A 19,961-nucleotide genomic window follows, 5' to 3' on the forward strand; every position below is an offset into this window, starting at 1 on the left:
CCGCGCTGGGCTATGATCTCGGGCACGATCCGGTGCGACGGCGTCGCATCGAATCATCTCATCGTCATTGTCTCGCTTCCAGCACGCATAACAAGGAGAGATCGTGGAACGTCGCAAGTTTCTCAAAGGGGCCGGCCTTGCCGGCGTGCTCGCCAGCGGCACCGCGCCGGCCATCGTCCATGCGCAGGAAAATATCCGTTGGCGCCTCGCCTCAAGCTTCCCGAAGTCGACCGACACCCTGATCGGCGCCGCCGAGGTGTTCGCCAAGACCGTCTCCGAGCTCACGGGCGGGAAGTTCCAGGTCACCGTGCATGCAGCCGGCGAACTGGTTCCGGCCTTCGGCGTGGTCGACGCGATCCAGCAGGGCACGATCGAATGCGCCAACACCGCCCCCTACTATTTCTTCGGCAAGGATGAAGCCTTCGCCTTCGACTGCGCCATCCCCTTCGGCATGAACGAGCGCCAGCTCAACGCCTGGATGTTCGAAGGCAACGGCATGAAGCTGCTGCGCGAGTTCTACGCGCCGTACAACATCATCAGCTTCCCGATGGGCAACACCGGCGCGCAGATGGGCGGCTGGTTCCGCAAGGAGATCAAGTCGGTCGCCGACTTCAACGGCCTGAAGTTCCGTGTCGGCGGCTTCGGCGGCCGCGTGCTCGCCAAGCTCGGCGTGGTTTCGCAGAACATCCCCGCCGGCGAAATCTATTCGGCACTGGAAAAGGGCGCGCTCGACGCGACCGAATTCGTCGGCCCGCACGACGACCTCAAGCTCGGCCTGTACCGCGTCGCGCCCTACTACTACTACCCGGCATGGTGGGAAGGCAGCGCGCAGACCACGCTGTACGTCAGCGCCAAGGCCTTCAACGGGCTGTCGAAGGAATATCAGGCCGCCGTGCGCGCCGCCGCCGCCGAGTCGCACGTCATCACCCAGGCGCGCTACGACGCGCGCAATCCGCCCGCGCTCAAGCAACTGATCTCCGAAGGCGCCAAGCTCCGCCGCCTGCCCAAGGACGTGATGGATGCCGCTTTCAAGGCATCGCGCGAGGTCTATGCTGAACTTAACGACAAGAACCCGAACTGGAAGAAGATCTACGACGACTACTCCCGCTTCATGAAGGAGCAGTACCAGTGGACGGCGATCGCCGAGAGCAGCTACGACCAGTACATGGCGGCACAGAAGCTCTGATCCGCCGGAGCATGGGGGGCGGACTGCAACAGTCCCCGCCCCCCGTTTTCGCGCGCCGCAACGCCGTCCCGTCAGCCGCATTGCCGTTTATTAGGGTTTTCCGCGGCTTTTTCGACCTAGTCCGAACGGGGTACTCTCCGCGCCATTACAACCAGCAACACCTCTGAGAGGAGACTTCTTGTGGAACGTCGCAAATTCCTGAAGAACGCCGGTCTGGCCGGAATCATTGCTGCCGGCACGGCTCCGGCGATCGTCGGCGCACAACAGGCCATCCGCTGGCGCCTTGCGTCGAGCTTCCCCAAATCGCTCGAGACCCTCTTCGGCGGCGCGGAAACCTTCGCCAAGAACGTCACCGAAGCGACGGGCGGCAAATTCACCGTCAGCGTGCATGCTGCAGGCGAACTCGTCCCCGCCTTCGGCGTCGTCGACGCGCTGCAGCAGGACACCATCGAGTGCGCGCACACCGCGCCCTACTACTTCTTCGGCAAGGACGAGACCTTCGCGCTCGACTGCGCCATCCCCTTCGGCATGAACGCACGCCAGATGGCCGGGTGGATGCACGAAGGCAACGGCATGAAGCTGCTGCGCGAATTCTATGCCCAGTTCAACATCGTGAACTTCATGATGGGCAACTCCGGCGCGCAGATGGGCGGCTGGTACCGCAAGGAAATCAAGTCGGTCGCCGACCTCAACGGCCTCAAGATCCGCATCGGCGGCTTCGCCGGCCGCGTCATCTCGAAGCTCGGCGCCGTGCCGCAGAACATCCCGGCGGGCGAGATCTACCAGGCGCTGGAAAAGGGCACCGTGGATGCCGCCGAATGGATCGGCCCCTACGACGACCTGCGCCTCGGCCTGCACAAGGTCGCCAAGAACTACTACTACCCGGCATGGTGGGAAGGCAGCACGCAGTTCTCGCTGCTCGTGAATGCCAAGGCGTTCAACGGCCTGTCGAAGGAGTACCAGTCCATCGTGCGCCAGGCCGCCTCCGACGCCCACATCGAGGTGCTCGCCCGCTACGACGCCCGCAACCCGACCTCGCTCAAGCAACTCATCGCGGAAGGCGCCAAGCTGCAGCGCCTGCCCAAGGACGTCATGGACGCGGCCTTCAAGGCATCGCGCGAAGTCTATGCCGAACTGAACAGCAAGAACCCGGCGTGGAAGAAGGTTTACGCCGACTACTCGCGCTTCCTCGCTGATGCCTACCAGTGGCAGGGCATCGCCGAAGGCAGCTTCGACCAGTACATGGCAGCACAAAAGCTTTAAGCAGCACCCCGGACGGCCCGCTTCGGCGGGCCGTTTCCAATTCCGCCGCCGCCCGCTGCGACGCTGCCGCGGCATGGTGACGGGCGGGGCCTCCTGGCCCCCGCACTTGTGTTTCCCCACGTTTCAGGCACACACCCCATGGGCACTCTACTCAAGCTCTCACAATCGATCGACGCCGTCGGGCGCCTGGTCGGCCGGACCGTCATCTGGTTCATCTTCGCCACCGCGGTGATCAGCGCGTTGAACGCGGTGGCTCGCAAAGCCTTCAATGTCGGCTCGAACGCCTTCCTCGAGATCCAGTGGTATCTGTTCGCAGCCGTGTTCATGCTCGGCGCCGGCTATGCCTTCCTGCAGAACGCCCACGTGCGCATCGACGTCATCGCGAACAAGCTCAGTCCGCGTATGCGCAACCTCATCGACGTCGTCGGCATCATCGTCTTCCTGCTGCCGCTGTGCTACTTCATGATCACCTTCTCGTGGCCGGTCGTGCACGGCGCCTGGGTGTCCGGCGAAATGTCCTCCAACGCGGGCGGCCTCATCCGCTGGCCGGTCTATGCGCTGGTTCCTGCCGGTTTCGGCCTCCTCGCCCTGCAGGCGATTTCCGAACTCATCAAGCGCCTGGCCTTCCTCACCGGCAATGGCCCCGACTGCCTCGCCCGCGACACGCATAACGACGCCGAGGAACACATCCACGCCGCCGTCGGCGACACCACCCCGAACAACGCAGCCGGCGAGTCCCAAAAATGATTGAATTCGTCACCGCCAACATCGCCCCGATCATGTTCGGGGTGATCATCTTCTTCCTCCTGTCCGGCTTCCCGGTCGCCTTCTCGCTGTCGGCCTGTGGCCTGTTCTTCGGTTTCGTCGGTCTCGAACTGGGCATCATCCCGTCCACGCTGTTCCAGGCCCTGCCGCTGCGCGTGTTCGGCATCATGCAGAACGACACGCTGCTGGCGATCCCCTTCTTCACGCTGATGGGCCTGGTGCTCGAACGAAGCGGCATGGCCGAAGACCTGCTTGAAACCGTCGGCCAGGTCTTCGGTCCGGTGCGCGGCGGTCTCGCCCTCGCGGTCATCTTTGTCGGCGCGCTGCTCGCGGCCACCACCGGCGTCGTTGCCGCCTCGGTGATCTCGATGGGCCTGATCTCGCTGCCCATCATGCTGCGCTACGGCTACAGCCGCCCGATCGCAGCCGGCGTCATCACCGCATCCGGCACGCTGGCCCAGGCCATCCCGCCCTCCCTCGTCCTCATCGTCATGGCCGACCAACTCGGCCGCAGCGTCGGCGACATGTACAAGGGCGCGATGATCCCCGCACTGGCACTGGTCGGCCTGTACGCGCTGTTCATCATCGGCCTGGCGATCTTCAAGCCCAAGATGGTTCCCGCCCTGCCGCCCGAGGCGCTCGCCTACCGCGAACCCGACGGCAGCTCCGGCCTCCGCTCGCTCGGCGTCCTCGCGCTTGTCGTCACCGCCGCATCGGTCATCCTCGGCCAGAATTACGGCACCGTGCTGACCTGGATGAAAGGCCCCGACGTCATCGCGCCGGCACTCGACGAAGTGATCGTCGTCGCACTGACCTTCGGCACGATCTTCGCCCTCGTGCTCGCACTCATCAACAAGGGGCTCAAGCTCGGTATGCTTTCGCGCATCGCCGAGCGCGTCACCTTCGTGCTGATCCCGCCGCTGATCCTGATCTTCCTCGTCCTCGGCACGATCTTCCTCGGCGTCGCCACGCCCACGGAAGGCGGCGCGATGGGCGCGGTCGGCGCGATGATCATGGCTGCGTCGCGCAAACGCCTCGACTTCAAGACCCTTGTTCAGGCGCTCGAATCGACCTCGCGGCTGTCGATCTTCGTGCTCTTCATCCTGGTCGGCTCAACGATCTTCAGCTTCGTGTTCACCGCGGTGGACGGCCAGATCTGGGTCGAGCACCTGTTCGACAAGCTGCCTGGCGGCCAGATCGGCTTCCTCCTGTTCGTCAACACGGTGATCTTCTTCCTCGGCTGCTTCATCGACTTCTTCGAGATCGCCTTCATCCTGCTGCCGCTGCTCGGGCCGGTCGCCGACAAGATGGGCATCGACCTGATCTGGTTCGGCGTCATCATCGCGATGAACCTGCAGACCTCCTTCCTGACCCCGCCGTTCGGCTTCGCGCTGTTCTATCTGCGCAGCGTCGCGCCGACCAATGCCTACCTCGACCGCATCACCAACAAGCGCATCGAGGGCATGAAGACCGGCGACATCTACCGCGGCTCGGTGGCCTTCGTGATCATCCAGATCGTCATGGTCGGCCTGATCATCGCCTTCCCCGAGCTCGTGACGGGCGGGCTGGACGAGAAGACGAACGTCGACCTTGACACCATCCAGATCCAGCAACCGACCGGCGGCGAGGGCGGATGGGGCGAGAGCGGCGGAGGCGCATGGAAGTGAAGCCCACTCGCCTGTGCCTGGTCCGGCACGGCGAAACCGCCTGGAATGCCGAATCGCGGCTACAGGGGCATCTCGACGTGCCCCTCAACCGCACCGGCGAGGCCCAGGCTGCGGCCACCGCAGCCGGCCTCGCCACTGTGCATTTCGCCGCTGTCTACAGCAGCGACCTGCAGCGCGCGCGCCAGACGGCCGCCGCCATCACCCGCGATCGCGCAGCCGCAGTCGAATTCCACGACCACCTGCGCGAGCGCAACTACGGCGCCTTCCAGGGACTCACCTACGCCGAGGCTGCGGCCCGCTTCCCCGACGACTATCTCCGCTTCAAGCAGCGCGACCCGCATTTCACCTTCCCCGGCGGCGGCGAAAGCCTGGCCGCGTTCGCGGGCCGCGTCGAGGCCCTGCTCGCCGACCTCGCAGCAAGTCATCGCGGCGAGCAGATCCTCGTCGTCACGCACGGCGGCGTACTCGACATCGTCCATCGGCTCGCCGCCGGCAAGGCGCTCGAAGCCCCGCGCGACTTCGCCATCCCGAACGCCGCGCTCAACTGGATCGAATACGACGGCACGCGCTGGCATCTGGTGAGCTGGGCCGACAAGCGCCACCTCGAAAGCACGCGCGACGAGCTGCCGAACGCCTGACGCCGGGCTTCGCGCCTCACGCTGCGCCACCGCACGCTGCGCCGGGATGCGTTTCATGCGCACTCCCCGTGCGTGCTAATATCCGCCTTTAATCACCCCTTCGAGACCGTTTCATGTTCTCTGCGCAAGACACCCTCGCCAAGGTCGATCCGGAACTGTGGGCCGCAATCCAGTCCGAAAACCGCCGTCAGGAAGACCACATCGAACTCATCGCCTCGGAAAACTACGTTTCCAACGCAGTGATGGAAGCGCAGGGTTCCCAGCTGACCAACAAGTACGCCGAAGGCTACCCGGGCAAGCGCTACTACGGCGGCTGCGAGCACGTCGACGTCGTCGAGCAGGTCGCGATCGACCGCCTCAAGAAGCTCTTCGGCGCCGACGCCGCGAACGTCCAGGCGAACTCCGGCTCACAGGCCAACCAGGCCGTGCTGATGGCCTTCGCCAAGCCCGGCGACACCATCATGGGCATGAGCCTCGCCGAAGGCGGCCACCTCACCCACGGCATGCCGCTGAACATGTCGGGCAAGTGGTTCAACGTCGTCGCCTACGGCCTGAACGAGAAGGAAGAGATCGACTACGACCAGATGGAGCGCCTCGCCCGCGAGCACAAGCCGCGCATCATCGTCGCCGGCGCCTCCGCCTACTCGCTGCGCATCGACTTCGAACGCTTCGCCAAGGTCGCGAAGGAAATCGGCGCGATCTTCTGGGTCGACATGGCCCACTACGCCGGCCTGATCGCCGCAGGCTACTACCCGAACCCGGTGCCGCACGCTGACGTCGTCACGTCGACCACGCACAAGACGCTGCGCGGCCCGCGCGGCGGCATCATCCTGATGAAGGCCGAGCACGAGAAGGCCATCAACTCCGCGATCTTCCCCGGCCTGCAGGGCGGCCCGCTCATGCACGTCATCGCCGGCAAGGCCGTTGCCTTCAAGGAAGCGCTGAGCCCGCAGTTCCGCAACTACCAGGAACAGGTCATCGCCAACGCCCGCGTGATGGCGCGCGTGCTCGGCGAGGAGCGCGGCCTGCGCATCGTCTCCGGCCGCACCGAGAGCCACGTGTTCCTCGTCGACCTGCGCGCCAAGAACATCACCGGCAAGGCCGCCGAGGCCGCGCTGGGCGCCGCCCACATCACCGTCAACAAGAACGCGATCCCCAAGGATCCCGAGAAGCCCTTCGTCACCTCCGGCATCCGCATCGGCTCGCCGGCGATGACCACGCGCGGCTTCACCGAGATCGAAGCGGAGCAGATCGCGCACCTGATCGCCGACGTCCTCGACGCCCCCGAGGACGAAGCCGTCCTCACCCGCGTGCGCGGCAAGGTCGCCGAGCTGTGCGCGAAGCACCCGGTGTATGGAAAGTAATCCGCGGACGACCAGTCCTGCGTGAACAACCGGGGTGTGCCGTCCTTGCACGGCACACCCCGTTTTTTTGTGCGAGTTGAGAAAGGCCGACACACACCATGAAGTGTCCGTTCTGCGGCGACCCCAACACTCAGGTTACCGACACGCGCGAGAACGAAGACGGCGAGGTCGTCCGTCGCCGGCGCCGCTGCGCCCACTGCGACAAGCGCTTCACGACCTACGAGCGCATCGACCTCAAGATGCCGCACATCATCAAGCGCAACGGCATGCGCACGGAATTCGACCACGACAAGCTCACGAGCAGCCTGAAGCTCGCGCTGCGCAAGCGCCCCGTCACCCTGGAAGCCCTCGAAGCCTCCGTCGACCGCATCGAGGCAAAGCTCCTGTCGATGGGCGAAACGGAAGTCCCGAGCGAGAAGATCGGCGAGCTCGTGATGAAGGAGCTCAAGAAGCTCGACAAGGTCGCCTACATCCGCTTCGCGTCGGTGTATCGCAATTTCGCTGACGTCGACGAATTCTCCGAAGTGATCCGCGAGGTGCAGACGCGCCCGAAGCGCGCGCGCAAGGAAAACTCCGACCCCGCCGGTGCCGAGAATGACCTTTTCGGCAACTGACCACCGCGCGATGGCCCGTGCGCTGCAACTCGCTGCGCGCGGCCTGGAGACCACCACGCCGAACCCGCGGGTCGGCTGCGTGCTGATGCGCGACGGCGAGATCGTCGGCGAGGGCTGGCACCGGCGCGCCGGCGAGGCGCATGCCGAGATCGAGGCCCTCAAGGTCGCCGGCGGCGCGGCACGCGGCGCGACCGCCTATGTGACCCTCGAGCCCTGCGCCCACCACGGCCGCACGCCCCCATGCGCCGAGGCGCTGATCAGCGCCGGCATCGCGCGGGTCGTCGCGGCGATGGAGGATCCCAACCCCCTCGTCGCCGGCCGCGGCATCGCAATGCTGCACGCAGCCGGCATCGCGGCGAGCAGCGGCCTGATGGCGGACGAGGCACGCGAACTGAACATCGGCTTCATTTCGCGCATGACGCGCGGACGCCCCTGGCTGCGCCTCAAGGCCGCGAGCACCCTGGACGGCAAGACTGCGCTCAACAACGGCGTCAGCCAATGGATCACCGGCGAGGCAGCCCGGCGCGACGGCCATCGCTGGCGGGCGCGCGCGTGCGCGGTGCTCACGGGCATCGGTACGGTGCGCGGGGACGACCCGCAGCTCAACGTGCGCGCGGTGCCCTGCGAACGCCAACCGCAGCGCGTGCTCGTCGACGCGCGGCTGGAGGTGCCGCTCTCGGCCAAGATCCTGCAGGGCGGGCAGAGCCTCGTCGCGGCTGCCTTTGCGGACGAGCGCAAGATCGCCGCGCTCGCCGAGCGCGGCGTGGAGGTCGTCGTGCTGCCGGACGCCGCCGGGAAGGTGGATCTGCCGGCCCTGATGCTGGAGCTCGGGCGGCGCGGCTGCAACGAAGTCCACGCCGAAGCCGGCTTCAAGCTCAACGGTTCCCTGCTGCGCGAAGGCTGCGTCGACGAGATCCTGCTTTACATGGCGCCCATGCTCGTCGGCGACGCCGCGCAGGGGCTGTTCAACCTCCCCGAACTCGCCACCCTCGACAAGGCAGTGCGGCTCGACATGCGCGACGTGCGCCGCATCGGCAACGACCTGCGGATCATCGCCCGCCCACGCGCGGACTGACCGGAGTCGCGTTCAGGCTTCGCCGCGGCCGGCGCACACTGCACAGCCGGGATCCCGTCCCAGCGTCACGCTGCGCCATTCCATGCCGAGGCCGTCGAGCAGCAGCAGCCGGCCATCCAGCGTAGTGCCGCAGCCGACCAGCAGCTTCAGCGCCTCGGCCGCCTGGGTCGCTCCGATGATGCCGGTGAGCGGTGCGAACACCCCCATCACCGCGCAGCGGATCTCCTCCACTTCCTGCCCCTCGGGGAACAGGCAGTGGTAGCACGGGCTCTCCGCCTGGCGCAGATCGAAGACCGAGACCTGGCCGTCGAAGCGGATCGCTGCTCCCGACACCAGAGGCTTGCGATGACGCACGCACGCGCGGTTGATCGCGTGGCGCGTGGCGAAGTTGTCCGAGCAGTCGAGCACCACGTCGGCGGCGGCCACCTGCGCCTCGAGGGCATCCCCCTCCAGCCGCTCGGCCACCGTTTCCACGCGGGCAAACGGATTCAGGCGCAGCAGCGTATCGCGCCCCGATTCGACCTTCAGACGCCCCACGCCCTCGGCGCTGTGCAGGATCTGGCGCTGCAGATTGGTGAGATCCACCGTGTCGCCGTCGCACAGGACCAGCGTACCGACCCCTGCCGCAGCCAGATACATCGCCGCCGGCGAGCCGAGGCCGCCCGCCCCGACGACGAGCACGCGTGCGGCAAGAATCGCCTCCTGGCCTTCGACACCGATTTCGGGCAGCAGGATGTGGCGGCTGTAGCGGAGAAGCTGATCGTCATTCATCGGCAAAAAGGTCCACACGGTGCCGGCCTCAGCGCCGGCACATCAACGCCCTGAGCGAACGGGCTCACTTGTATTCGCGGAATTCCGGCGGCGTATCGTCGTGATCGCCGTGGAGGTGGTGTTCATACACCTTCACGTAGACCTCGTTCGACTTCTTCAGCAGTCGCTCGGGCGACTCGACGTTGTGCCGCTGCGTTTCCTCGCAGAAGTACACGACGGCGCGCGTCAGTTTCACGTAGAGCGAGTTGTCGAGGTGGAAGCCCGCATCGCGCAGCGCATCCTCAAGCACCTCGAGCGAGAGCTCGAGGACCGAATAGGCAACGACGATGGAATGCGGACGCTCACCGTGGGGGGCGGCATGCAGCCCCTTCAACAGGCGCAGCGAGCGCAGCGCCTGCTCCGCCTGGCGCGGCGGGTACTCGGAGAAGCGGATCTCCCGCTCCTTGAACAGCCCTGCCGCCGCCACGGGATGCTCATGATGACGGCCGGCCAGTTTGTAGGCGGTTTCTCTGCGCATCCCTGCCCCCTTCAATAGCCCTTATCGGGTCATTGCTTTTTATTCTGGACGATCTGCAGGCCTTTGAGAAGATTCACCGCCTGCCCGAGCTGATAGTCGTCCTTGCCGGCGAATTCGAAACGGTGCGGCGACGCCGCCTCGTCGTCTCCACCCGGCGCCTTGCCGCCCTCGCCAGTCGGCCGCTGCGCTTCCTTGAGCTTGCGTTCGGCATCCGGGTCCTTGTCGTTGCCGAGGTGTCCGTCGAGGTCGGCCTCACGCAGGCGACGCGAGGAACCGTTGGCGCTTTCCTCCACGACGATATCCGGCTCGATGCCCTTGGCCTGGATCGAACGGCCGTTCGGCGTGTAGTAGCGCGCGGTCGTCAGCTTGATCGCGGTGCTGGCGTTGAGCGGCAGGATGGTCTGCACGGACCCCTTGCCGAAGGTCTGGGTACCCATCACCACGGCACGCTTGTGGTCCTGCAGCGCGCCCGCGACGATCTCCGACGCCGACGCGGAACCGGCATTCACGAGCACCACCATCGGCAGCGTGCGCGCGCCCTGCGGCAGCGCCTTGAGGAAATCCTCGCGCGTGCCGCGCAGGTAGTCCTCGGGGCTTGCACGGTATTCGCGCTTCGCGTCCTCGGTGCGGCCGTCGGTGGACACCACCAGCGTATTGCTCGGCAGGAAGGCGGCGGCGACGCCGACGGCGCCGTGCAGCAGGCCACCCGGGTCGTTGCGCAGGTCGAGGACCAGGCCCTTCAGCTCATTGCCCTTGGACAGCTTGCCGAGGTGCTCCACCACCGCCTGCGCGGTGTTCTCCTGGAACTGCGCAACGCGCAGGTAGCCATAGCCCGGTTCGACCACCTTGGACTTGACGCTCTGCACCTTGATCACCTCGCGGGTGATCTTCAGCACGACGGGCTTCTGCTCGCCCTTGCGTGCGATCGTCAGCGTGATGTCGGTCTTCGGCTTGCCGCGCATGCGCTTGACCGCGTCATTGAGATTCATGCCCTTGACCGGCGTGTCGTCGAGCTTGACGATGAGGTCGCCCGCCTTCACCCCGGCACGGTAGGCCGGCGTGTCCTCGATCGGCGAGATGACCTTGACGAAGCCGTCCTCCATGCCGACCTCGATGCCCAGGCCGCCGAACTCGCCGTGCGTGCCGACCTGCAGCTCCTTGTAGGCCTCTGCGTCGAGATAGGCGGAGTGGGGATCGAGCCCGCTCAGCATGCCGCTGATCGCGTGATTGATGAGCTTCTTGTCCTCGACGGGTTCGACGTAGCCCTGCTTGATCGCGTTGAACACGTCGGCAAACGCGCGCAGCTCTTCCACCGGCAGGGGTGCCTGCGTGGCCTTGTCGGCGCTGGCGGAAAAATTGAGGCTGATCAGCACGCCGGCGACCACGCCGGTCATCACCAATCCCGCTTTTTGAAGCTTGTTGCGCATGAGCACTCCATCGAGGAAACGTCGCCCGGCCCACGCCGGAAAATCTAGTTGAACTGCACCCACTTCAGAGGATCGAGCGGCTGACCCCGATGGCGGATTTCAAAGTATAAACCCGATTCGCTGCCGCCTCCGCTGGCGCCCACGCTGGCAATCGCGTCACCTCCGGCGATGTTGTCGCCGAGTTCCTTGAGCAGCGCATCGTTGTTGCCATAAATGGTCAGGTAGTCGCCGCCGTGGTCGACGATGATGAGGTTGCCGTACCCGCGCAGCCAATCCGAAAAGACCACCTCCCCGGCCGCCACGGCGCGCACCTGCGAGCCCCCCGCCGCACGGATGAACACCCCGCGCCACGTCGTTCCGCCTTCCGCCCTTGGAGCACCGAAGCGCCCCACGAGTTCTCCCCGCACGGGAAATCTCATCTTGCCGCGCAACTGCGCAAAGCTCACGCCGGTGGGCGTCGGTCCGGCCGACTGTCGGATTTCGCCGACGACTGGCTCGGAGCGGGCCGGCGCCGGCCGCGACTGCCGGTGTTCCGGGGAGGCATCCGGGGCGGCCCCGCTGGCGGCAAGCGCGGGGCCGTCAGGCTGCGCGGCGCCGTCGCGGGCGGAGTCGTTCCTCGCGGCCTGCTCCCGGGCGGCCCTTTCACGCGCGGCGAGCTCACGCGCCGCCTGCTCGCGGGCTGCCTTTGCCGCTGCGGCTGCGCGCGCCGCTTCGCGCTCGGCCGCGCGCCGCGCCAGCACTGCGACCAGGCGCCCGAGGCGCTCTTGATCCTGGCGCAGCGTCCGCTCCTCCTTGCGCTGGGTGCGCAGCTGCTCGGCAAGGCCGGTCACGGCTTCCTTCCGGCGCGCCTGCACGGCCTCGAGTTCCTTGCGCCGCGCCTGCTGGTCGGCCTCGAGCGCAACCAGCCGGTCACGGCGCGCGACGATTGCCTCGCCCAGGCGGCTCTTTTCCCTGAGGTCGTTGCGCAGGGTCTCGATCAGTTCGAGACGCGCCTTGCCGAGATGCTCGAGATAGTAGGCATCGCGCGCGAGCTGGTTCGGGTCGCGCGTCGACAGGAAGGGAGCGACGCCGCCCGCCGCACCATGCACGTAATGCCGCCGCAACCAGTCCGCGAGTTCGGACTGGCGCGAGACGATGCGCTCCTCGACCGCCAGCCGCTCGGCCTCGAGGACCGCGAGATTCCGCTCCGCCGCGGCACGGTTCGACGCCAGCTGCTGCAGCTCGCGCTGCACCCGCGACACGGCCCGCTCGGCCTCGGCGAGTTCCTCCGATGCGCTCGAGCGGGATTCCTCGGTATCGGCGATCTCCTTCTGCAGCTCGCGGATGCGCTGGCGCACCTCTTCGAGGTCGGAGCGCTTCTGCGCCACTTCCGGCGCATCGGTGGCGTGCACGACGGCACCCGCCAACAGCACGCCCGTGGCCAGCGCGAGACGCAGGCCACGCGGCAACAGATGTCCCTTGATCGGCAATTGCAGTCTCAGCTTCCGATCCTGCCCGGGACGGCCGCGCCGGCCTGTCCGGGGCGCATGGGATCCTCGTCCATCAGGGCGTAGCTCTTGATCGGGCGCAGATTCGCATCCAGCTCATACACCAGCGGCTGCGCCATCGGGATCTCGAGGCCGGCGACGTCCTCGTCGGCGAGCCTGTCCAGGTGCTTCACGAGGGCGCGCAGGCTGTTGCCGTGCGCCACGATCAGGACGCGACGGCCGGCCAGTATCTGCGGCACGATGACGGTCTCCCAGTACGGCACCAGGCGGACCAAGGTATCCTTGAGCGATTCGGCGCGGGGAAACTGCGCGCGCGGCAAGGATGCGTAGCGCGGATCGTTCATCGTCAGGCGCTCGTCGCCCTCGGCCAGTGCGGGCGGGGTGGCATCGTACGAGCGGCGCCATGCGTGCACCTGCTCCTCGCCGAAGCGCGCGGCGGTTTCGGCCTTGCTCTGGCCCTGCAAGGCGCCGTAACTGCGTTCGTTCAGGCGCCACGAGTGCTCGACCGGCAACCACAAGGCATCGAGCTCCTCGAGCACCAGGTTGAGCGTCTTGTTGGCGCGCTTGAGCACCGAGGTGAAGGCGAGGTCGAAGGCACAGCCCTCGCTCCTGAGCAATCGGCCCGCAGCGCGAGCCTCGTCGACGCCCTTCCCGGTGAGGTCGATGTCGGCCCAGCCGGTGAAACGGTTTTCCGTGTTCCAGGTCGATTCGCCGTGACGAAGCAGAACGATTCTGTACATGAGCGCTCAGAGGATGTGTTGGGAGCGAAAAGGGCCGACGCCCCCGGCAGTTGCCGTGCGGATGCCCGAAACGGGCGGACTGCGCACGGAGGCACCGATGGCGCGCTTTTACGGGCCGCGGTATTTTATACTACTCGCCTGATCTGCACTTCCCGCCATCGTGGACACCAAGACCATCATCGACCTCATCGACAAGCACGAGCACATCGAGACTGCTGCGCGCGCGCTCAAGGCCATCGCGCATCCGCTGCGCCTGAAGATCCTTTGCGTGCTGGGCGGAAACGAGGTGTGCGTCCAGGACATCGTCGAGGCGGTCGGTACCTCGCAGAGCAACATCTCGCAGCATCTGGCGATCCTGCGCGACAAGGCGGTGCTGCAGACGCGCAAGGATGCCAACCGCGTCTATTACCGCATCTGCGACCAACGCACGCTACAGCTCATCGCCCTGATGCGCGAAGTGTTCTGCAACGACCCACCCGGCCGCAACTGACAGCCGGCAGGCGGCGCCGCGCCACACACGAGCCGCAAAAGCACAAGAAAAGCAAACGGAGTAAATCTACGTGGAATTCCTGCAGCAAAACTGGTACTGGGCCGCGCTCGCGGCCGCAAGCGGCGCATGGCTGCTGTTCGACCTCGCGCGCAGCCAGGGCGACAAGTCGCAGCTTTCGCCCGTCGAGGCGACCCTTCTGATCAACCGCGAGGACGCCCAGCTCGTCGACGTGCGCGACCAGGGCGAATTCGCCGGCGGCCACATCCCCAACGCGCGCCATATTCCTCTCGCCGAACTCGAACGCCGCAGCGGCGAACTGGAAAAGTTCAAGGACCGCCCCATCATCCTGTGCTGCGCCGCGGGCAACCGCTCCGCGGCCGCCCTCGCCACCCTGAAGAAGGCCGGCTTCGAGAAGCTGTTCAATCTGCGCGGCGGCGTCGCCGAATGGGAGAAGGCGGGCCAGCCGCTCAGCCGCAAGAGGAAATGACGATGCACGCGAAGATCCGCATGTACGCCACGGCCGTGTGCCCCTACTGCGTGCGCGCCGAGCAGCTGCTGCGGCGCAAGGGGGTGCAGGACATCGAGAAGGTCCGGGTCGACCAGGATCCTGCCCGCCGTGACGAAATGATCGAGCTCACCGGTCGCCGCACCGTGCCGCAGATCTTCATCGGCGACACGCACGTCGGCGGCTGCGACGATCTCTACGAACTCGAACACCAGGGCAAGCTCGACGCGCTGCTGCTGCAGGCCTGAGTCCCCTTCCCGCTTTACCTTTTCAAACCATCCCTCAGGCACCCATATGTCCGAAAACGCCCAAGCCCCCGTCTTCTCCATCGAAAAGCTGTATGTGAAGGATCTGTCGCTGGAAGTGCCCAACGCCCCGCGCATCTTCCTCGAGCGCGAGAATCCCCAGATCAACGTGCAGTTGCGCACCGAGGCGAGCGGCGTCGATGAGGGCGTCTACGAAGTCACGCTGACGGTCACCGTCTCGGCCAAGCTCGCCGATGAACGCACGGTGTTCCTCGTCGAGGCTGCCCAGGCCGGCATCTTCCAGATCCGCAACATCCCCGAGGGCGACCTCGAGCCGGTGACGATGATCGGCTGCCCGAACATCCTCTTCCCGTATGCACGCGAGGCGATCTCGGACGCGGTCACGCGTGCCGGCTTCCAGCCCGTGGTGCTCGCCCCGGTCAATTTCGAGGCGCTGTACCAGGCCCAGCAGCAGCAATCCGAAGCCCGCGAACCGGGCGAATTGCCGATCCAGTAAACGCCATGCGCACCCTGCTCCGCTGCATCGCGCTCAGCGCCGCCCTTGCCATCCCGGCGGCGGCGCACGCGATCGAATACCGCTCGGTCGCTGAACCTGCGATCCTGTACGACTCACCGTCGGACAAGGGCAAGCGGCTGTTCATCGTCGCGGCCGGAACACCGCTCGAAGTGGTCGTGGGCCTCGACAAGTGGGCCAAGGTGCGCGATGCCGGCGGCTCGATCAACTGGATCGAGCGCCGCGCACTGTCCGAAAAGCGCACGGTGATGGTCACGAGCGCCCGCGCAGTCGTGCGCCAGCGCCCCGCAGCCGACGCCCCGGCCGCATTCGAGAGCACCAAGGACGTGGTGCTCGAGGTCACGGGCAACGCGAACGAAGGTTGGCTCCCCGTGCGCCATAAGGACGGCGCGAGCGGCTTTGTCCGGGTGACCGAGGTCTGGGGGCTTTGAGCCCGACACGCATCGCCGTGTTCGGCTCCGGCGCGTGGGGCACCGCGCTGGCGCTGGCCTTCTCGGCACAGCACCGCGTGACCCTGTGGGGGCGCGACGCCGACCACATCGCCACGCTCGCCGCCGAGCGCGTCAACACCCGCTACCTTCCCGACGTGCCGCTGCCGCGGGCGCTCGAACTGAGCGCCGACTTCGACGCCGCGGCCCGCGGCGCAGATCTTCATCTGGTCGTCACCCCGCTCGCGGGATTGCGCCAGACCGCGCGCCGCCTGCATGACGTCCAGGCGCACACGCCGCTGATCTGGGCGTGCAAGGGACTGGAGGCCGGCAGCGGACGTCTGCCGCACGAGATCGTGGCGGCGGAACTGGGCGAAGGCGCCGCCTGCGGCGTCCTGACCGGCCCCAGCTTCGCCGCCGAAGTCGCCCGCGGCATGCCGACGGCGATCACCCTGGCGGCAGCCGACATCGCCTTTGCCCGCGAATGGGTGCAGAAGCTCCACCAGCCGCGGCTGCGCATCTACGCCAACAGCGACGTCGTCGGGGCTGAAATCGGCGGCGCGATCAAGAACGTGCTCGCGATCGCCGCCGGCGTTTCGGACGGCATGGGCTTCGGCCTCAACGCGCGCGCAGCCCTGATCACGCGCGGACTCGCGGAAATCGCGCGCCTGGCCACGGCGCTGGGTGGCCGTGCCGACACGCTGATGGGCCTGGCCGGCATGGGCGACCTCATCCTGACCTGCACGGGCGACCTGTCGCGCAACCGCCGCGTCGGACTCGCGCTCGCGCAGGGCAAGACCCTCGCAGAAATCCTGCACGAACTGGGTCACGTCGCCGAAGGCGTGCCCACCGCCCGCGAAGTGGTGAGCCTCGCCGCCCGCCACGGCGTGGAGATGCCCCTGTGCGCTGCCGTCGACGAATTGCTCCACGGCAACCGCCTGGGGCCGCGGGAAGTCGTCGAACAGCTGCTGTCGCGCGAACCGCGCCAGGAATAGCCGCCGCAACGAATACGGTTCGGGCCGAGCCCTTCGATACGCTCGGGGTGAACGATTGCCGGGACTCGATAGCGACTTGCTGCCCGCGGACGCAACCCGGCCCCGCGCTATTCCGCCGCGCCCGCGAATCCCAGCTGCCGCCAGGCCTCGAACACCACCACGGCCACCGCGTTCGACAGGTTCACGCTGCGGTTCGACGGGCACATCGGAATGCGCAAGGTGCTCCCCTGCGGCAGTTTCGCCATCACGTCCGCTGGCAGCCCGCTGGTTTCCCGCCCGAACAGGAGTACGTCCCCTTCGCGGTACTCGACCGTGTCGTAACGCTGCTCGCCCTTCGTGCTCAGCGCGAACATGCGCCGGCCCGCGAGGACGCGGCAGCACGCATCGAAGTCGTCGTGCACGCTGACGCTCGCAAGATCGTGGTAATCCAGCCCCGCGCGTGCGAGTTGCCGGTCCGAGAGGTCGAAGCCGAGCGGTCGCACCAAGTGCAGATGGGCGCCCGTGTTGGCCGCGAGCCGGATGGAGTTGCCCGTGTTGGGCGGAATTTCGGGTTGATAGAGAACGATGTGGAGCATGTCAGACCGGAGATGGGGTTCGCGCGACGACCCGGTTCACCACGCAGGCGGCGCCGTGCGATTTTAACGTGCGGGCGAGCTCGTCGAGCGTCGCGCCGGTGGTCATCACGTCATCGACGACCACCACGACTCTCCCCGCGAACGAGCCGTTGCAGCGGAAGGCACCACGCATGTTGCGTCGCCGCTCGAGCCATGGCAGCGTTGCCTGCGGCGCGGTGTCACGGACTCGCTCGACCGCATCGATTAGCAACGGCACCCCCCAGGCGCGGGCGAGCGGTCGCGCGATCTCCGCGGCCTGATTGAAACCCCGCTCGCGCAGACGCGCGGGATGAAGCGGCATCGGCACCACCACGGCCGCCCCCTGCGGCGGCGCAAACGGCTCGAGCAGGCCGGAGAGGAAGCGCGTCAACGCCAGCCGCCGCCCGTATTTCAGAGCCTGGACGAGACGGTCGACCGGGAACACATAGGGCAAGGCCGCCGCCGTCGCATCGAAAGCGGGCCGCGTGCGCTGGCAACTGCCGCAGATCAGATCCTCGCCGGACGGGATCGCGCACACCGGACAGACCGCCGCCAATCTCGGCAAGCTCGCCCGACAGGCCTCGCAAACCAGCACGGATCCGGCCTCCTGGCCGCACACGAAGCATTCGTTCGGCATGAACCGGTCCGCCAGGTGCCGCGCCATCGCCTCCATACGGTAAAGTACGTTTGACAAGTTTTCGCCGAATGAACGAATATGGGAAACTTTGCATTACATCCCGGAACTGCTTTCATGACAATGACTTCCGCGTGCCGCAACATCGATACCCAGCCCGCCGCCAATGCCGCCCCCCGCAGGAAATGGAGCGTCGCCGAGGCCGAAGCATTGTTCGAGACTCCGTTCATGGATCTCGTCTTCCGCGCCCAGCAGGTGCACCGCGAGAACTTCGACGCCAATGCCGTGCAGCGCTCGACGCTGCTGTCCATCAAGACCGGTGGCTGTTCCGAGGATTGCAGCTACTGCTCGCAGTCGGCCCGCTACAAGACCGGCCTCGACCGCCAGCAGCTGATGGCGGTCGCCGAGGTCGTGGAGAAGGCCAAGGCCGCGAAGGCCAAGGGTTCCAGCCGCTTCTGCATGGGCGCCGCATGGAAGGGCCCCAAGGAGCGCGAGATGGAGACCGTCCTCGCGATGGTGCGCGAGGTGAAGGCGCTGGGCATGGAAACCTGCGTCACGCTCGGCATGCTCAAGGGCGACCAGGCTCAGCAGCTCAAGGAAGCCGGTCTCGACTACTACAACCATAACGTCGACACCGCCCCCGAGTACTACGACAAGGTGATCACCACGCACACCCTCGCCGATCGCCTCGACACCCTTGACCAGGTGCGCAACGCCGGCATCAACGTGTGCTCGGGCGGCATCATCGGCATGGGCGAGGGGCGCAGCGGCCGTGCCGGCCTGCTCGTGCAGTTGGCGAACATGGATCGTCCGCCGGAGTCGGTGCCGATCAACAACCTCGTCGCGATCCCCGGCACCCCGCTTGCCGATGCCGAGAAGCTCGATCCGTTCGAATTCGTGCGCACCATCGCCGCTGCCCGGATCATGATGCCGTCCAGCTTCGTGCGCCTGTCCGCGGGTCGCGAGCAGATGAGCGACGAGATGCAGGCCCTGTGCTTCATGGCCGGCGCGAACTCGATCTTCTACGGCGAGCGCCTGCTCACCACGGACAACCCCGAAGCCGACCGCGACGAGAAGCTGTTCGCCCGCCTCGGTCTGCGCGCGATCTGAGCGGCCCGCAAGGGATGGCCGACGACGCAGGCTTCGCGCTCGACCGCACACTCCTGATCCGGCGCTTCGGCCGCGCGGCCGCGAGCTGCGACGAGGTCGCCGTACTCGCGCGCGAGGTCGCGCGGCGCATGGACGAGCGGCTCGACTACATCCGCATCGAACCCCGGCGCATCCTCGACCTTGGCTGCGGCACGGGCGCCGACTTCGACACGCTGGGGCGGCGCTTCCCTGCCGCACAACGCGTCGGCGCCGACTTCGCGCTGCCGATGCTCGCCCGTGCACGCGGCTCGCGCGGGCTGCTCGACCGCCTGCGCGCGCTGGGACGGCCCCAGGGTCCTTCGCTCGCCTGTGCCGACGCGGGAGCCCTGCCTTTCGGCCGCGCCAGCATGTCGCTGGTGTGGTCGAACCTGATGCTCAACTGGCTCGCCGATCCGCTGCCCGCGCTGCGCGAGATGCATCGCGTGCTGGAAGTCGATGGCATGCTGATGTTCTCGACGCTGGGCCCCGACACGCTGCGCGAACTGCGCGCCGCCCTGCCCGCCACGCACGGCGAGCGGGTGCACCGCTTCATCGACATGCACGACCTGGGCGACGCCCTGGTGCAGGCGGGTTTTTCCGACCCCGTCATGGACATGGAAGTGCTGACGCTGACCTACGCGGATGTCGACGAACTGCTGCGCGACCTGCGCCTGTCGGGCTGTGCCAACGCGAGCGTCGCACGCCCGCGCGGCCTGTCGGGAAAGGGCGGCTGGGAGGCGGCCCGGAACACCCTCGAGACGCTGCGCCGGGATGGCCGCCTGCCCGCCACCTTCGAGGTCGTGCAGGGCCATGCATGGAAGGCCCAGCCGAAGACGACCGAGGACGGCCGCGCCATCGTCCGCTTCCAGCCGCGCCCGGGTAAGGCCTGAGGCC

Annotated in this window: 23 protein-coding genes; 16 read left to right on the forward strand and 7 right to left on the reverse strand. The window is 66.9% G+C overall.

Annotated features, from left to right (window positions below):
- The first annotated feature begins 103 nt into the window (after window positions 1-103).
- The 8 genes from GO615_RS12680 to ribD all read left to right on the forward strand — a co-directional run bounded on the left by GO615_RS12680 (window position 104) and on the right by ribD (window position 8,572).
- Complete coding sequence (locus GO615_RS12680) at window positions 104-1,186, forward strand: twin-arginine translocation signal domain-containing protein (RefSeq protein ID WP_169128515.1); 1,083 nt, start codon at window positions 104-106, stop codon at window positions 1,184-1,186.
- A 180-nt stretch (window positions 1,187-1,366) separates the two neighbouring features.
- Window positions 1,367-2,449, forward strand: a complete 1,083-nt coding sequence (locus tag GO615_RS12685; protein WP_169128517.1) for a TRAP transporter substrate-binding protein DctP — start codon at window positions 1,367-1,369, stop codon at window positions 2,447-2,449.
- Between the two features lie 138 nt (window positions 2,450-2,587).
- Window positions 2,588-3,196 carry a TRAP transporter small permease subunit gene (locus GO615_RS12690; protein ID WP_169128519.1) on the forward strand — a complete coding sequence of 203 codons (609 nt, stop codon included), beginning with the start codon at window positions 2,588-2,590 and terminating at the stop codon, window positions 3,194-3,196.
- Window positions 3,193-4,881: a TRAP transporter large permease gene (locus GO615_RS12695; RefSeq protein WP_169128521.1), complete on the forward strand. Its 1,689-nt coding sequence runs from the start codon at window positions 3,193-3,195 to the stop codon at window positions 4,879-4,881. The genes GO615_RS12690 and GO615_RS12695 overlap by 4 nt, the downstream gene beginning before the upstream one ends.
- Window positions 4,872-5,519, forward strand: coding sequence for a histidine phosphatase family protein (locus GO615_RS12700; RefSeq protein WP_169128523.1), 648 nt, complete (start codon window positions 4,872-4,874; stop codon window positions 5,517-5,519). Before GO615_RS12695 ends, GO615_RS12700 begins: the two co-directional genes overlap by 10 nt.
- Before the next feature lie 113 nt (window positions 5,520-5,632).
- Window positions 5,633-6,883 (forward strand): serine hydroxymethyltransferase, encoded by a 1,251-nt coding sequence (glyA, locus tag GO615_RS12705; RefSeq protein WP_169128525.1) that lies wholly within the window; start codon window positions 5,633-5,635, stop codon window positions 6,881-6,883.
- Between the two features lie 98 nt (window positions 6,884-6,981).
- Window positions 6,982-7,497 (forward strand): transcriptional regulator NrdR, encoded by a 516-nt coding sequence (gene nrdR, locus GO615_RS12710; RefSeq protein ID WP_169128527.1) that lies wholly within the window; start codon window positions 6,982-6,984, stop codon window positions 7,495-7,497.
- The gene (gene ribD, locus GO615_RS12715; RefSeq protein WP_169128529.1) at window positions 7,478-8,572 is read left to right on the forward strand and encodes a bifunctional diaminohydroxyphosphoribosylaminopyrimidine deaminase/5-amino-6-(5-phosphoribosylamino)uracil reductase RibD; all 1,095 of its coding nucleotides are present in this window, start codon (window positions 7,478-7,480) and stop codon (window positions 8,570-8,572) included. Before nrdR ends, ribD begins: the two co-directional genes overlap by 20 nt.
- A gap of 12 nt (window positions 8,573-8,584) precedes the next feature.
- On the opposite strand, the gene GO615_RS12720 is transcribed toward ribD, so the two are convergent.
- From GO615_RS12720 to gpmA, 5 genes are all read right to left on the reverse strand, one after another.
- Complete coding sequence (locus tag GO615_RS12720; RefSeq protein WP_169128531.1) at window positions 8,585-9,343, reverse strand: HesA/MoeB/ThiF family protein; 759 nt, start codon at window positions 9,341-9,343, stop codon at window positions 8,585-8,587.
- Between the two features lie 64 nt (window positions 9,344-9,407).
- A complete protein-coding gene (locus tag GO615_RS12725; protein ID WP_169128533.1) occupies window positions 9,408-9,860 on the reverse strand; it encodes a hypothetical protein in 453 nt (150 codons plus the stop codon).
- A gap of 29 nt (window positions 9,861-9,889) precedes the next feature.
- Complete coding sequence (locus GO615_RS12730; protein WP_169128535.1) at window positions 9,890-11,287, reverse strand: S41 family peptidase; 1,398 nt, start codon at window positions 11,285-11,287, stop codon at window positions 9,890-9,892.
- A 44-nt stretch (window positions 11,288-11,331) separates the two neighbouring features.
- Window positions 11,332-12,756, reverse strand: a complete 1,425-nt coding sequence (locus tag GO615_RS12735) for a murein hydrolase activator EnvC family protein (protein WP_211167080.1) — start codon at window positions 12,754-12,756, stop codon at window positions 11,332-11,334.
- Between the two features lie 8 nt (window positions 12,757-12,764).
- Window positions 12,765-13,514 (reverse strand): 2,3-diphosphoglycerate-dependent phosphoglycerate mutase, encoded by a 750-nt coding sequence (gene gpmA / locus GO615_RS12740; protein ID WP_169128537.1) that lies wholly within the window; start codon window positions 13,512-13,514, stop codon window positions 12,765-12,767.
- 160 nt (window positions 13,515-13,674) lie between these two features.
- Between gpmA and GO615_RS12745 the strand changes: the two genes are divergently transcribed.
- The 6 genes from GO615_RS12745 (at window position 13,675) to GO615_RS12770 (ending at window position 16,712) form a co-directional block, all read left to right on the forward strand.
- Window positions 13,675-14,004 (forward strand): metalloregulator ArsR/SmtB family transcription factor, encoded by a 330-nt coding sequence (locus GO615_RS12745; protein WP_169128539.1) that lies wholly within the window; start codon window positions 13,675-13,677, stop codon window positions 14,002-14,004.
- A gap of 70 nt (window positions 14,005-14,074) precedes the next feature.
- Complete coding sequence (locus GO615_RS12750) at window positions 14,075-14,491, forward strand: rhodanese-like domain-containing protein (RefSeq protein WP_169128541.1); 417 nt, start codon at window positions 14,075-14,077, stop codon at window positions 14,489-14,491.
- Between the two features lie 2 nt (window positions 14,492-14,493).
- Entirely contained in the window at window positions 14,494-14,757 is a 264-nt protein-coding gene (gene grxC / locus GO615_RS12755; protein WP_211167081.1) for a glutaredoxin 3, read from the forward strand.
- 46 nt (window positions 14,758-14,803) lie between these two features.
- Complete coding sequence (gene secB, locus GO615_RS12760; protein WP_169128543.1) at window positions 14,804-15,271, forward strand: protein-export chaperone SecB; 468 nt, start codon at window positions 14,804-14,806, stop codon at window positions 15,269-15,271.
- 5 nt (window positions 15,272-15,276) lie between these two features.
- Complete coding sequence (locus tag GO615_RS12765; protein ID WP_169128545.1) at window positions 15,277-15,720, forward strand: SH3 domain-containing protein; 444 nt, start codon at window positions 15,277-15,279, stop codon at window positions 15,718-15,720.
- Window positions 15,717-16,712 carry an NAD(P)H-dependent glycerol-3-phosphate dehydrogenase gene (locus GO615_RS12770; protein ID WP_169128547.1) on the forward strand — a complete coding sequence of 332 codons (996 nt, stop codon included), beginning with the start codon at window positions 15,717-15,719 and terminating at the stop codon, window positions 16,710-16,712. Before GO615_RS12765 ends, GO615_RS12770 begins: the two co-directional genes overlap by 4 nt.
- Window positions 16,713-16,819: 107 nt before the next feature.
- On the opposite strand, the gene GO615_RS12775 is transcribed toward GO615_RS12770, so the two are convergent.
- Together GO615_RS12775 and GO615_RS12780 are read right to left on the reverse strand one after the other, a co-directional pair.
- A complete protein-coding gene (locus tag GO615_RS12775; protein WP_169128549.1) occupies window positions 16,820-17,287 on the reverse strand; it encodes a tRNA (cytidine(34)-2'-O)-methyltransferase in 468 nt (155 codons plus the stop codon).
- Between the two features lies 1 nt (window position 17,288).
- Window positions 17,289-17,969, reverse strand: a complete 681-nt coding sequence (locus tag GO615_RS12780; RefSeq protein ID WP_339380025.1) for a ComF family protein — start codon at window positions 17,967-17,969, stop codon at window positions 17,289-17,291.
- A 93-nt stretch (window positions 17,970-18,062) separates the two neighbouring features.
- On the opposite strand from GO615_RS12780, the gene bioB reads away from it, so the two are divergent.
- Window positions 18,063-19,049: a biotin synthase BioB gene (bioB, locus tag GO615_RS12785; RefSeq protein WP_407281023.1), complete on the forward strand. Its 987-nt coding sequence runs from the start codon at window positions 18,063-18,065 to the stop codon at window positions 19,047-19,049.
- Between the two features lie 14 nt (window positions 19,050-19,063).
- Window positions 19,064-19,957 (forward strand): methyltransferase domain-containing protein, encoded by an 894-nt coding sequence (locus tag GO615_RS12790; protein ID WP_169128555.1) that lies wholly within the window; start codon window positions 19,064-19,066, stop codon window positions 19,955-19,957.
- Window positions 19,958-19,961 lie beyond the last annotated feature (4 nt).

The sequence above is a fragment of the Aromatoleum evansii genome (assembly GCF_012910805.1).
Classification (GTDB): Bacteria; Pseudomonadota; Gammaproteobacteria; order Burkholderiales; family Rhodocyclaceae; genus Aromatoleum; species Aromatoleum evansii.